This is a genomic window from Virgibacillus aidingensis (genome assembly GCF_010994035.1).
Lineage (GTDB): Bacteria > Bacillota > Bacilli > Bacillales > Amphibacillaceae > Virgibacillus_N.
Genome location: NZ_WIXN01000009.1, coordinates 20434 through 34038 on the forward strand (window position 1 = coordinate 20434; position 13605 = coordinate 34038).

Below are 13605 nucleotides of genomic sequence, written 5' to 3' on the forward strand. Positions count from 1 at the left end.
CTCCCCCAAATGCATTCAGCTTCATAACATTTATTATAGCATGGATTTACCCGAATTCTAACCTGTTTATCTATTTTTTTCATCGGTAATCTGTTCTTTGATTAACACTTCTTTCTTTTGTTTCGTCCCTAAGTGGATATTTTTAGTAAATAAATAAATGAATATGGGCCCCAGGCCGAAAATAGCGAGCATATAAGGAATGGCTTTCTCCGGATCAAATAAAGAAACAGCAATGAGAAACACAGCAATAGAGGTTACCCTGCCAATATTTACAAACAGTTCCCGCACAACAATATATTCCACACGATAATCCTTTGCTTTCCAGGCCTTTCCAATCACATCATAGGTTAACGAAATATATGGCACGTTGATAATCGGATAGGCAAGCCCAATTAATATGGCATAAACAATCAGACGAAAATAATTGATGTCAAATAAAATAATAAAGATGGAGAGATAGAGTATCAGGGATCCTGTCAGTATCGCTTTTTTTCTTAATGCCGGCTTAATGAATTTTGTTGCAGCAAAGTAAAATAAAAAGGATAAACCGGATAACACCAAGTTAAATGTGCCTAAAGCAAACTCACTCTGCGTTATCAGGAAGACCCATATCGCAATGATAAAAGCAAATATTCCTTCTCTCAAGCCTTGAAATGCATTGGCATACAATATTCTTTTCCAGTTATTATTATTATTTCTTTCCTGCAGAATTCTTTTAAAATGGAAGCTCCCCTCTGCCTGCCTCCGATTCAAAAAGAAACTTCCGGCAACTGCACATATAAATAAAATGAAAGATATCGTAAAAATTACATTGTAACCAATGTTCTCTTCCATTTTAGCGATAATGGTTCCTGCCAAAATCGGTCCAATCATACCGCCAAAAGACTGCAGTACACCTAAAAATCCATTAAAAAAATCACGAGTTTCCGGTTCAGTAATTTCAAAGGTAAGCACATTAAAAGCCAGCCAATAAAAACCGTATCCAATCCCAAGGAGACTCCCAAGCATAAAATTATATTTGGTTGCCTGGTCCCCTATAAGCAATACAGAGAGAAAAAATATGGACAGAAAAATAACACCCAATCGCAATACAATCACACGGTCAACTTTTTTTGCAATTTTTCCCGCTAAAATAAATGTAATTGGCTGGAATATAAAAATAGCCAGGTTATATACAGCAATGGTTACATAATCCCCGGATTGTTTCCATAAATAGATGTTAACAAATGTGTTGGAGAGAAAAATTCCCAATGAGTAAAGCCCGCCAATAACCAGCAGCAAGATCAGATCTTTATTTATTTCTATATCATCAATTAATGAAAGACTTTTTCGCATATCCATACTCCTTTTTGTTCTCTGCTTTTAGTTTGAACAATAAAGAATGAGATATGCAGTAGCATGACAGAATAAACTCATTGACGATATAATGAAATTCATGCATTGATAATCGGCTGGGGATCAATCTCTATTTTTAATGCAAAAGGAGCGCGTGAATAAAACTCCACGCACTCCATTGATTAATTTAGCTTCCGTTATTTTGCTTCATTATAATTTTTTTCAACTTCATCCCAGTTCACTACATTCCAGAACGCTTTTGCGTAGTCAGGACGCTTGTTTTGATACTTCAGGTAGTAAGCATGCTCCCAAACGTCAAGTCCCAATAACGGCGTTTTACCTTCCATAAGAGGTGTATCCTGATTTGGCGTGCTTGTAATTTCCACTTCACCATTGTCAAGCACTAACCATGCCCAGCCGGAACCGAAGCGGCCAGCTGCTGCAGCCTCAAACTCTTCCTTAAACTTTTCAAAGCTGCCAAATTTATTGTTAATTTTGTCCGCTAATTCACCTGATGGTTCACCGCCGCCGTCAGGTGACATGATTTTCCAGAATAATGTATGGTTTGCATGTCCTCCACCGTTATTTCTAACTGCAGTGCGTGCACTTTCAGGTACTGCATCAAGGTTGGATAAAAGTTCTTCCAAAGATTTATCCTGGAGGTCTGCATGCCCCTCTAAAGCACCGTTTAATTTAGTGACATAAGTGTTGTGATGCTTCGTATGGTGAATGTTCATCGTTTCTTTATCGATTGTAGGTTCTAAAGCATCGTAAGCGTATGGTAATTCTGGTAATTCAAATTTTGCCATGATCCAAGTCCTCCTCTAATAAATAAAATTTTATTAAAAGGAATGAAAATTCACCCTTTAACCCAAGATTATCAAAGCATATTAATTCTTGCAAATTATATGCATACATAATCAACGAACTGTGGGCATGATAATCTTTTCCCGTTAATTTGGCGGATTAAACTAAGAGGTGTATTTTGGATATAAAAATTCTAAGTTAAAAAAGCACTCAAGACGGACAAGGCTAGATAAAACTGCCGGCTTTTTTCAACAGCTTAAAAATTTGATAATTTTTTAAACCAATAAAAAAACAAGCAACAGGCTTGTTCAAATGGTGGCTCGGGACGGAATCGAACCGCCGACACAGGGATTTTCAGTCCCTTGCTCTACCGACTGAGCTACCGAGCCATTATCATTACATTTTTATTTAGCTTCTAATTCATCACGGGAATGATAGTCGTCCCGTTGTAAGCTTATCAGGTGATGCAGCCCTGACCTGAGACCTGCACACGGATGTAACGGACTGTTACTCCGCCATCTTCCAGCTTATCCATGGTGCTATATGTTTCAGAATTATTCGATGGTAATTCGACAGGAATATTATTGTCCATTGCTCTGCCAATGTGGCTCAATCTGTTTCGTTCGTGTTTATTTGCCTCTCGTTTATTAAAAGTATGTATGGAGGAGGTAGAGGGATTCGAACCCCCGCGCGGTTTGACCCGCCTGTCGGTTTTCAAGACCGATCCCTTCAGCCGGACTTGGGTATACCTCCGCAAAAAGTAATGGTGGACCCTGCAGGACTCGAACCTGCGACCGATCGGTTATGAGCCGATAGCTCTAACCAGCTGAGCTAAGGGTCCGTTATGTTATTTAAATGGGGCGACCGGTGGGGATCGAACCCACGTATGCCGGAGCCACAATCCGGTGCGTTAACCACTTCGCCACGACCGCCATTATTAAAATATATATGGTAGCGGCGGAGGGGATCGAACCCCCGACCTCACGGGTATGAACCGTACGCTCTCGCCAGCTGAGCTACACCGCCACTTGGCTCCACAGGTAGGATTCGAACCTACGACCGATCGGTTAACAGCCGATTGCTCTACCACTGAGCTACTGTGGAATAATAGGAGATTTATTCATATTTATTAAAGTTTTAATTATATTTCCAGCTAATTCGATGAACCGTCAGTCATCTTTTGCCTGCATATAAAAGTTTATTCGATGGTGCTCTGCCCTGCCAGCAGACTGATAATCCTGCAATTTTTCGTTCATTTTTATATCGTTTGGTATTACAGCGACAAAATATAATTTACCATGTTCGACACATTCTGTCAACACTTTTTATCCAGATTCCAAATTACTTTACCCGGGTGACTGCAATATGGTTGCCAGGTAAATGCGGCAAAACAACTTTATCAGGCAAAAATACGAACAACTTTAAACTTGCTCCGGAATATACCGCGCTTTCACCCTTGACAATAGTAAGGCATTCAGTCCTCGTATAGTTCCGGAGCTAATATTATAGATTGTTCGGGCTTTTCGCCATTCTTATAAAGCAAGTGAAAATCCATTGGTACTTACTTATTATAGTAATCCGGCATTAATCACCCAAAACTTCTTCAGCAATGTTAACAGCATGGTCGCCGATTCGTTCCAGGTTACTGATTATGTCGACAAACACGATACCTGCTGCTGCTGAACATAATCCTTCATTCATGCGTATAATATGTTTTTTCCGGAATTTCCTTTCCATCTTGTCAATTTGATCTTCCTTCTGTACTACTGCCAGCGATTTTTCCCTGTCCATTTCCTGCAATGCTTCTACTGACTGCTTCACCGTGAGAATAGTTAAATCAAACATTTCATTCACATCTTCCATCGCTTGATCTGTCAGCTGAACTTTATTGGATATTTTATAATCAATTAACTCGATGATATTTTCAAAATGGTCCCCTATTCGCTCTATATCACGAACCGTATCCATTAAAGCTGTATGTTTTGCACTTTCCAATTCAGACAGGGAACCTTCTGAAATATCAATAAGATAGTCAGTGATCTTTCGGTCCAAATTATTCAGTGCACCTTCAATTTGCATCGCCATTTCCGCATGCTTCTGCTGATTTGTATTTAAATATTTTGCTGTTTCTTCCAATCCTTGTGATGCGTACTCACCCATCCTGATAATTTCAGATTTTGACTGGTCTAAAGCCAAAGTAGATGATTGCTGAATAAAAATAGGATCCAGGTGCTTTGGTTTATATTCAATGATAACGTCTTTTCCAGGAACAAGCTTGGTAACAAACCAGGCTAATACACCTATAAAAGGCAGTTGAATAATTGTATTTACAATATTAAAGCTTCCATGTGCAAATGCAATTGTCATTTCCGGATTCAAGTCAAACTGTGCCTGCAAAAACGACACATATTGGGTGAATAACCCTAATAATATTATACCTACTGTGGCGCCAATCAAATTAAAGGTAACATGCGTAAAAGCAGCTCTTTTTGCTGCTACAGAAGCGCCAATTGATGCTAATATTGCTGTGATTGTCGTCCCAATATTATCACCAAATAATACAGGCAATGCTGCCTCTAAACTAATAGCACCCTGGGAAAATAAACCTTGAAGGATACCTATTGTTGCACTTGAACTCTGAACAATTAATGTAAATACAGTCCCAATAACTACGCCCAATACAGGAATTTCGCTCATGCTCACGGTTAGTTCCTGAAAAACATCCAATTGACGTAATGGGGACATCCCGCTGCTCATTAATTCCAGTCCGAAAAACAGCCCGCCAAAACCAAATATAGTCTGTCCAATCGCAGTGATTTTCTGGTTTTTAAAAAAGAATAGTAAAAACGCACCTACAGCAAGAATCGGCAAAGAATAGGCTCCCAGATCAAAGCCAATGATAAATGCAGTGACAGTCGTTCCTATATTTGCTCCCATTATAACACCGATTGCCTGCCTGAATGTCATAAAACCGGCGTTTACAAGACCTACAGTTAATACTGTTGTTCCGGAACTGCTTTGAATTAAAATGGTAACGATGATACCAGCTAATACGCCCATTAATGGGTTGCTTGTAAACCTGTCCAAAATATCCCTTAAGCGGTCACCTGCGGACTTTTGCAGCCCTTCACCCATATATTTAATACCCAAAAGGAATATACCAAGTCCGCCAATAAATTCAAATAATAAAGTTTGAACATCGATTTCCAAAATTGAGCCCCGCCTTTCGTCAAGGTTCCAGAAAATTTGTCGCATACCATCTAATTATTAAAGGAAAATTAATTGTTTGTAAAGCTTTTACGCAAAAATTTACACAGAATTTACAATTAGGTGTTTATACTAATATGTACTACCCTTATTCCGTTAGCCACATTCCAGGTTATTTATATTTTTGACATAAAAAAAGATAATATTTCCGATAGGTCTGCTGTCCCCTTGGAAAAATTATCTATTCTATTTTATTTTTTTACTTTTTCAACCAGAATTTTTGTACCATCCACCTGCACAACCTTTATCTCGGTGCCTTTTTCAATCCATTGCCCGTTGGAAATTGCGCTATAATCTTTATTGTTAATTCGAATGGTCCCTACCGGACGCAAATCATTCAGGGTAATTCCTTCCTGGCTGACCAGTTGTTCATAGGTTTCATTAATCGAGTTATAGCCCGCTTCCTTTGTAAGTTGATCTCTCAACGTTAGTTTATCCCACAAATTACGCCGTTTAAATACTTTCAAAAACAGAAATGAAGCAGCTCCTCCAACGAGTACACCCAATACAGCATACAGTCCGCTTGTCAAATCGGGTGCAGCAAGAGCAACGGATATGAGCATGCTTGCCAGCCCCAATGTAGCCAGCGTTCCATCATTTAATAATTTTCCGTCTATAACAATGAGTAATAATCCTGCAAAATACATAATAAGCATGAGAATAAACGAGCCTGTTTCAACATAGGCAGTAAAATATACTGTAATAAACCCAATACCTAACAATGCAAAGAATCCGCGCGCATTGACAAGTACTTCCCCTATTAAAAACAACGTTCCTAATCCGGTAATAACAACAGCAATCCACTGCAAATCAAAGATGTCCATAAAAACTCCCCCTTTTTTCCTCTCCTTTTTTATACGGATTACCTTGATCTTTTGTTTCATCAAAGGAGTGTCAGCATGAAAAAAGTATTGATATATACGCTTATTTTTTTATTTTTATTTAGCGTATACAAAGATTTAAATGTTGGTTCATTAGAAAACAATATAAATTCTCCATCAAATTCTGTTTCTATTTCAGATTATAATGCTGTTTATGCAAAAGTACAACATGGAGACACTATTTTATCCATAGTCGAAAATATTAATGGGGAAAATCTTAACGTTATGGATATGGATCGGGTTTTAGAGGACTTTAAATTACTGAATCCAAATGTTAATCCTTATGAATTGAAAGCCGGACATTATTATTATTTTCCATTATATTAAATAACAACTGATTTTTGGCTGAAATGCATAATAATTACCAAAGTACATATATTTTGAAAGCATCTTCTATTTATTTGCAGTACATTACAAAAATAAAAGGGACTGTCCACTAGTCTGTGCTAAGACATTTCGGACAGTCCTTTCATTTATACGAATGGCAGAATGAAGAGTGTAATGACGATGGCAATCGCCCCTGCAGCTATGGCGATGTTACCTAACGTATCTGCACCACGGCTTCTGGAAACAAAGCCAAGGATGATTCCTGCTCCGCCCATAATAATTGGCCACATAAAGAATGCAATAATGGATAGTGCAATTCCAATCCATCCATACGTTGTATTTGTTTCTGCGTCATTTCTTATATCATCTTCATCTAATGCCTTGTTGTAATCATCTGCAGTGAATTCAGCTGCATATTCCTCATTTCTTGTGCTCTCCAGATCCCTGCTTCTTCCTTGTCCGTGATTTGGTGCTTTTTGCACATTTCTGCCAAACTCATTGTTTTGCTCATCCATGATGAAGACCTCCTTTTCTCATGTTGAGGTGCACCTATAGTTTATGGAATAGCCGACTTTATATTATGTTATCTTTTGGCAGAGAAGAAACTTAAAATATACAGGGTTTTGTCAAAGCTGTGAAACGAGCTATTCAAGATTTGGCCAAGTTTATTTTTTAAATTTAAGCGCATATAGTATAGCAATAGGTTATTAAAAAGGAGTAGTTATATGTCCATTTTTATAAAGGAATTTGTTGCAAAAAAATTAAAGCAGGTTAGTGTAGATGAGCTGCTCTATCATGGTAAGCAATATGGTTTTTCCTTGAGTAAAACCGATGCAGAGCAAATTGCCGATTACCTTAAAAAAAATGCCGTTGACCCCTTTCATCCCGCCGGCAGGCGAAAGATGCTTAAAGAGCTTGCTCGTATAACGGATGAAAAAACTGCAAAAAAAGCCCAAAAATTATTTCATCAGCTTATCAAGTCATACGGACTGGAACATTTGCTTGAATGAAGAAAAGCTGCCAGAGATTCGGCAGCTTTCTTCATTATATTATATATTGATTATTTTTTCTTTTAAGTCTGGGTCGAATTTGCCCGCTTTAATCATTTCAATTTCATGTTTATAAGGTGCCTTTTTATTCTTTTTATCTTCTCCGACATAAGGTGTTTCCAATATTTTGGGCAGATTTTCCAGCTGCGGGTGATTAATAACATAATGCAGTGGTTCAAATCCGATATGACCAAAACCGATATTCTCATGACGGTCTTTGCGGGCGCCTTTTTCATTTTTACTGTCGTTAACATGAACAACTTTTATTCGATCGATGCCAACTGTTTTATCAAATTCATTTAATACACCGTCAAAATCATCAACAACGTCATAACCGGCATCATGAATGTGGCAGGTATCCAGGCAAACGGATAAATTCTCGTTATGGGTAACCCCGTCAATGATCGCAGCTAACTCATCAAAAGTCCTGCCTATTTCGGAGCCTTTACCTGCCATTGTTTCCAATGCTATTTGCACATCATTTTTCTTTTCAAGCACTTCATTTAAACCTTCAATAATTTTCTTTATGCCAACTTCGGCTCCTTCTCCGACATGTGCACCGGGGTGAAGCACAATTTGCCCGGCTCCAATCGCTTCTGTCCGATCAATTTCATTACGGAGAAAATTAACACCCAATTCAAATGTCTCGGGCTTCTTAGCATTGCCAATATTTATAATGTATGGGGCATGTACGACAATATCTTCTATACCATTTTCCCCCATATGCTCCCTGCCTGCCATTATATTCAGTTCTTCAATCGGTTTTCTTCTTGTATTTTGCGGGGCGCCAGTATAAATCATAAAAGTATTGGCACCATAAGAAACCGCCTCCTCGCTGGATGCCAATAGCATCTTCTTTCCACTCATAGATACATGTGATCCAAGTTTCACCAATTCTCGCACCTCTCCGTTATATTCTTTACTTTCTGAATTTGTTTTTCTTTGATAGTTTCCTTTTTATGTCTGATTGCTGTTGTTTCATTTTTTTCTTATATCCGGGCTTCACTTTTTTTTGCTTTCTGACCCGCTTCCATGCTTCTTTATCCAGGTCTGTTTTTACATTGGTTCTATGCGCCCGTTTGTTCCATGGTTTTGTTTCATGCCATTCACCATTCCGGACATCCATGTACGTAAATTTCAGACCTTTTAGCTCAAGCTTTTCAATCAGATGGAGATCTTCTTCATTATAAAGGCTGATGGCGGTGCCTTCCAGTCCCGCACGAGCAGTCCTGCCGACACGGTGAATATAAAAATGCGCTTCTTTCGGGAGCTGGGCATTAATGACATGGCTAACTCCTTTTATGTCTATACCCCTTGCAGCTAAATCTGTAGCTACAATGTACTGGTAGCGCAAATTTTGTATGTCTTTTAATACCCGTTTCCGTTCTCTTGGAGCCAGTCCGCCATGAATGAGCCCGGCATTCAGACCCTTTGCCTGTAAAGCTGCAGATAACACATTGGCCTGTTCTTTTCCATTGGTAAATATAATTGCCAGATACGGATTGATCGCTTTTGAAATTTCATTGATAATATCGGCTTCCTCCCGATGTTTTAAGGCAATTAAGCGATGTTCCATTTTTTCCGGTGAAAAATGCTCCTCTATTTTAACATAAGTGGGGTTCCTCAGGTATTTTTTTAAAAAGTGTTCCAATTTTTCAGGTATCGTTGCCGAAAAAACAAGTAACTGAATATCCTGATTGGATCGTACCAACAGCTGATCGACTTCCTGAATAAATCCCAGGTCAAGCATTAAATCAGCTTCATCTATTACAAAGGAAGATGCTTTGAAAATAGACAGCGCTTCTTCTTTCACAAGATCAAGGATTCTTCCCGGTGTACCAACAATAATATGCGGCTGACTCTTTAGCTTTTCCATCATTCTTTGTTTATCGGTTCCGCCTGTTAATAATTTCATTTTCCATTGGTGTGCTGTTTCAGCATATTGTATGATTTTTTTTAATTCGTCATATAACTGCGTAGCCAGCTCCCTCGTTGGAGCGGTAATTACAAATTGAACATGGTCCTTTTCCGGATTAAGCTGATTCACCAATGGCAGGAGAAAGGCATGCGTTTTCCCGGATCCCGTTCTGGATTTTCCGATAACGCTTTCCCTGTTTAATATGGCAGGAATAACCTTTGCTTGTATTTCAGTCGGTTCCTGAAAATTTAACTTCCTGATTGCTTTATGCATAAAAGGATGGAAAGAAAATGCTTCAAATGTTTGCTTCTTCATTATGGTAAACTCCTTTTTATTATGGAGTAAAATTATCTGGTTAAATTGTTAGAAAAGGATCGGTATCTGAGACGGATTCGATCACTTTTACGTCTGTATTTTTTAGTTCTTTGTCCAAATATCTTTTTACAGCTTGTTTCATGACATATTCCGAATAATGTCCGGGATCAATAACTACCAGCCCTCGCTGCCATGCCTCTTGTGCCGCATGAAATGTCATATCCCCTGTTATATAAACATCGGCTCCTTTTTGCAATGCGTCGGACCAATATTTTTCACCGCTTCCCCCCAGTACCGCAATCCGTTTAACTTCTTTGTCAAGGCTCCCCGTTACCCGTAATGATTCCAGTTTAAGCACATCTTTCATATGATTGCATAAAACTTGTACACTCATTGACTTTTGAAGTTTGCCCACCCTGCCCAGGCCGTATGCCTGTCCATCATTTTCCAGTGGGTAAATGTCATAAGCGGCTTCCTCATATGGATGGGCATGAACCATGCTGTCAATAACTTTATTCAATATAATTTTATCCGCAATCGATTCAATTTTTACCTCATTGACAAATTCCAGTTCACCTTTCTTGCCAATAAACGGGTTTGTACCTTCCAAAGGTTTAAATGTACCCTGCCCTTTTGTCTGAAAGGTACAATGGCTGTAATTGCCAATATGGCCTGCACCAGCTTCGCTCATGGCTTCCATCACATCTGTTAAATGGGTTTCAGGTACAAAGATAACCACTTTATAAAGACGGTCCTTTTCGGTTTGAATCAGATTTGTTGTGTTTTTAATCCCAATTTTTTCACACAGTATGTCATTTACACCGCCGGGTGCTACGTCTAAGTTAGTATGTGAGGAATAAACCGAAATATGATGTTGAATTAATTTTTGTAAAGTGCGGCCTTTAGGTGTATCGATATCAATCTTTTTCACAGGCTGAAACAGAAGTGGATGATGAGAAATAATAAGGTCAATTTGCTGTTCAATTGCTTCATCGACAACATTTTCGAGCACATCCAGCGTTACCATCACACGCTTTACTTGTTTTTTGGAAGAACCTATTTGCAAACCCGGATTATCCCAGTCATAAGCAAAGTTACGCGGCGCCATTTTTTCCATTATGCTAAAAATATCTTTATTTCTCAAGCCGGATTACCTCCCGTATCCAATCTGATTCTTTTTTTAATTCCACTATTTTATTATTATTCGGGACTTTTGCTTTTTTCATTTCTTCTATCACATGCTTGTATTTTTTATGCTCGAAGTTCCATTTTTTTATAAATATATCTGATTGTTTCTTCATTAATACTGGTCCAAATAGTAACGCTTTTTCTGTTAAATTTTGCCGATTTCCTATTCGGGCAGCTACAATTATTTCATAAATATGACCATTTTCTTCCATAATTTCCTCATCAATAATTGTAAAGCTATGTGCTGTCAGCCATCTTCTTAAAGTTCTGGATTCATTGTTAGGCTGGGCAATTATTTTGTTAACCTTCATTAGTTTATCCGTACCTGTTTCCAGAATACTCCGAATCAATGCACCGCCCATTCCAGTGATGACAAGATGATTTATTTCACCTTTCCGAAGTATTTCCAATCCATTCCCAAGCCGGACGTCTATTCTTTGTTCCAAATTATACTTTTTTACTGTTTGAACTGCGTTGGAGTATGGTCCCTCATTAATTTCGCCGGCAATTGCTTTTGCAGATTTATCGCCTAAACAGACATAACAAGGTAAATAAGCGTGATCAGATCCTATATCAGCAAATATACTTCCTTCAGGCAGAAAGGACGCAGCAATTTTAAGCCGGTTGGATAAGTTTATAGTTGTTTGCATACAATCTCTACTTTCTTTCAAACATGGCTTTTCATGTGATTTTAGATAAATAAAAGCTTTCTGTTTATCGCAGAAAGCTTTTTTATTATTGCCTATTGTTCCTCCAAAAGCCAAGTTGATATTGCTTGTGCTTCTTCTTCACTTACCAGACCGCCCGGCATAGAGCCTTGACCTTGCATAATAATATTATAAATTTCATCCTCGCTTAACCGGCTGCCTACTTCGACAAGTTCTGGCCCGGCTCCTCCGGATAAATCAGCACCGTGACATGATGCACAATTCGTTTCAAATACTTCAGAAGGATCATCTGTAGTTTCGCCTTCCTGGGAATCTTCCTGCTGTCCTTCTTCAGTTTGGGCGTCTCCCCCTTCTTCTTGCTGTGCAATATCATCCCGCTGGTTTGCTCCCTGAAAAGAGATGATAATTACTAAAAGGATACCAACAGCTGCTATAATTGCAAATGGTATGACCGGGTTTCTTTTCATGATATTTCCTCCTTATGTAATCCCCTTATTCTATGTTAGATAAAAGACTATATATATTTTACTTGAAAACGCAAATAGTTTAAAGTATTTATAAGTGAATACTTTTTAACATTGCTCGTGAAAGGGTATAAAATATGTTCATCTAACGGTTACATGGGATAAAACATTCAACGTATGCCTATATGTAGTTGATAGCCATTGTCACCCAGGTGATCAATGACTACCATACTAATCCAAAAAATCTTTTAATCGTTTGCTCCTGCTAGGATGTCTCAGTTTACGGAGCGCTTTAGCTTCAATCTGCCTGATCCTCTCACGGGTTACTCCAAACACTTTGCCGACCTCTTCCAATGTCCTCGTCCGGCCATCATCTAAGCCGAAACGGAGACGGAGTACATTTTCCTCCCTGTCAGTCAGTGTGTCCAACACATCTTCCAGCTGCTCTTTTAATAACTCATAGGATGCATGATCCGAAGGTGAAACAGCTTCCTGATCTTCAATAAAATCGCCTAAATGGGAATCGTCCTCTTCCCCGATTGGTGTTTCCAGGGACACGGGTTCCTGGGCAATTTTTAAAATGTCCCGGACTTTATCCGGAGAGAGTTCCATCTCTTCACCGATTTCCTCCGGTGTGGGTTCTCTTCCGAAATCCTGCAGCAGCTGGCGCTGTACGCGAATCAGCTTATTTATCGTTTCCACCATATGAACCGGAATACGAATTGTCCTCGCCTGATCTGCGATTGCCCTTGTGATTGCCTGACGAATCCACCAGGTAGCATACGTACTGAATTTAAATCCTTTACGGTAATCAAACTTTTCCACAGCTTTAATTAAACCCATATTCCCTTCCTGAATAAGGTCAAGGAAAAGCATTCCGCGGCCAACGTACCTTTTTGCAATACTGACTACCAGCCGGAGATTGGCTTCGGCCAGCCGGCGTTTTGCTTCTTCGTCCCCATTTTCTATTTTTGTGGCAAGATCAATTTCCTCCGCTGCAGACAGCAAATCTACACGGCCAATTTCCTTCAGATACATGCGCACAGGATCGTTGATTTTTATTCCAAGCGGAACACTTAAATCATTTAAATTAAATTCTTCTTCCTTGGCAATCTGCTGCATGCTTGGATCATCTTCAGACTCGCCTATCACTTCAACACCTTGTTCTCCCAGGTACTCATAAAACTCATCCATTTGATCGGATTCAATCACAAAACTGGATAACCGGTCCGCTATCTCTTCATAAGCCAAAACACCGCGCTTTTTTCCAATTTCCACTAATTGTTCTTTCGCTTGCTCCAATGTTTGCTCCGGCTCATTTTCTTTTGTTTGTGAAGGTTTATTTTCTGCCATGAGTCCCCCTCCTTCCAGACTGCTAAAACTACA

At 39.0% G+C, this 13605-nt stretch carries 14 protein-coding genes and 6 tRNA genes; 2 read left to right on the top strand and 18 right to left on the bottom strand.

Annotation, left to right across the window (positions count from 1 at the left end):
- Positions 1-66 precede the first annotated feature (66 nt).
- The 11 genes from GHD25_RS09305 to GHD25_RS09355 all read right to left on the bottom strand — a co-directional run bounded on the left by GHD25_RS09305 (position 67) and on the right by GHD25_RS09355 (position 6233).
- Complete coding sequence (locus GHD25_RS09305) at positions 67-1335, bottom strand: MFS transporter (protein WP_164216118.1); 1269 nt, start codon at positions 1333-1335, stop codon at positions 67-69.
- Between the two features lie 197 nt (positions 1336-1532).
- Positions 1533-2144: a superoxide dismutase gene (locus tag GHD25_RS09310; protein WP_164216120.1), complete on the bottom strand. Its 612-nt coding sequence runs from the start codon at positions 2142-2144 to the stop codon at positions 1533-1535.
- A 311-nt stretch (positions 2145-2455) separates the two neighbouring features.
- Positions 2456-2531, bottom strand: a tRNA-Phe gene (locus GHD25_RS09315).
- A gap of 68 nt (positions 2532-2599) precedes the next feature.
- The gene (locus GHD25_RS09320) at positions 2600-2755 is read right to left on the bottom strand and encodes a hypothetical protein (RefSeq protein WP_164216122.1); all 156 of its coding nucleotides are present in this window, start codon (positions 2753-2755) and stop codon (positions 2600-2602) included.
- Positions 2756-2802: 47 nt separating this feature from the next.
- Positions 2803-2895, bottom strand: a tRNA-Ser gene (locus GHD25_RS09325).
- Positions 2896-2906: 11 nt separating this feature from the next.
- Positions 2907-2983 (bottom strand) — tRNA-Ile (locus GHD25_RS09330).
- A gap of 15 nt (positions 2984-2998) precedes the next feature.
- Positions 2999-3074, bottom strand: a tRNA-His gene (locus GHD25_RS09335).
- A 17-nt stretch (positions 3075-3091) separates the two neighbouring features.
- Positions 3092-3168: transfer RNA gene (locus tag GHD25_RS09340), tRNA-Met, on the bottom strand.
- Between the two features lie 3 nt (positions 3169-3171).
- Positions 3172-3246, bottom strand: a tRNA-Asn gene (locus tag GHD25_RS09345).
- A 480-nt stretch (positions 3247-3726) separates the two neighbouring features.
- A complete protein-coding gene (locus GHD25_RS09350; protein ID WP_164216124.1) occupies positions 3727-5352 on the bottom strand; it encodes a Na/Pi cotransporter family protein in 1626 nt (541 codons plus the stop codon).
- Between the two features lie 248 nt (positions 5353-5600).
- The gene (locus GHD25_RS09355; RefSeq protein WP_164216126.1) at positions 5601-6233 is read right to left on the bottom strand and encodes an NfeD family protein; all 633 of its coding nucleotides are present in this window, start codon (positions 6231-6233) and stop codon (positions 5601-5603) included.
- Positions 6234-6308: 75 nt separating this feature from the next.
- Between GHD25_RS09355 and GHD25_RS09360 the strand changes: the two genes are divergently transcribed.
- A complete protein-coding gene (locus GHD25_RS09360) occupies positions 6309-6617 on the top strand; it encodes a hypothetical protein (protein ID WP_164216128.1) in 309 nt (102 codons plus the stop codon).
- Between the two features lie 146 nt (positions 6618-6763).
- On the opposite strand, the gene GHD25_RS09365 is transcribed toward GHD25_RS09360, so the two are convergent.
- Positions 6764-7132, bottom strand: a complete 369-nt coding sequence (locus GHD25_RS09365; protein ID WP_164216130.1) for a hypothetical protein — start codon at positions 7130-7132, stop codon at positions 6764-6766.
- Between the two features lie 210 nt (positions 7133-7342).
- On the opposite strand from GHD25_RS09365, the gene GHD25_RS09370 reads away from it, so the two are divergent.
- Positions 7343-7627 (top strand): DUF2624 domain-containing protein, encoded by a 285-nt coding sequence (locus GHD25_RS09370; RefSeq protein WP_164216132.1) that lies wholly within the window; start codon positions 7343-7345, stop codon positions 7625-7627.
- Between the two features lie 39 nt (positions 7628-7666).
- Here GHD25_RS09370 and GHD25_RS09375 read toward each other — a convergent pair whose 3' ends face one another.
- The 6 genes from GHD25_RS09375 to rpoD all read right to left on the bottom strand — a co-directional run bounded on the left by GHD25_RS09375 (position 7667) and on the right by rpoD (position 13572).
- Positions 7667-8560, bottom strand: a complete 894-nt coding sequence (locus GHD25_RS09375; protein WP_164216134.1) for a deoxyribonuclease IV — start codon at positions 8558-8560, stop codon at positions 7667-7669.
- 25 nt (positions 8561-8585) lie between these two features.
- Positions 8586-9899, bottom strand: a complete 1314-nt coding sequence (locus GHD25_RS09380; protein ID WP_164216136.1) for a DEAD/DEAH box helicase — start codon at positions 9897-9899, stop codon at positions 8586-8588.
- Positions 9900-9939: 40 nt separating this feature from the next.
- Positions 9940-11043, bottom strand: a complete 1104-nt coding sequence (locus GHD25_RS09385; protein ID WP_240452291.1) for a Nif3-like dinuclear metal center hexameric protein — start codon at positions 11041-11043, stop codon at positions 9940-9942.
- Positions 11033-11737: a tRNA (adenine(22)-N(1))-methyltransferase gene (locus GHD25_RS09390; RefSeq protein ID WP_164216138.1), complete on the bottom strand. Its 705-nt coding sequence runs from the start codon at positions 11735-11737 to the stop codon at positions 11033-11035. The genes GHD25_RS09385 and GHD25_RS09390 overlap by 11 nt, the downstream gene beginning before the upstream one ends.
- A 92-nt stretch (positions 11738-11829) precedes the next feature.
- Positions 11830-12222 (bottom strand): cytochrome c550, encoded by a 393-nt coding sequence (gene cccA, locus GHD25_RS09395; RefSeq protein ID WP_164216140.1) that lies wholly within the window; start codon positions 12220-12222, stop codon positions 11830-11832.
- Between the two features lie 228 nt (positions 12223-12450).
- Positions 12451-13572 carry an RNA polymerase sigma factor RpoD gene (rpoD, locus tag GHD25_RS09400; protein WP_164216142.1) on the bottom strand — a complete coding sequence of 374 codons (1122 nt, stop codon included), beginning with the start codon at positions 13570-13572 and terminating at the stop codon, positions 12451-12453.
- Positions 13573-13605 lie beyond the last annotated feature (33 nt).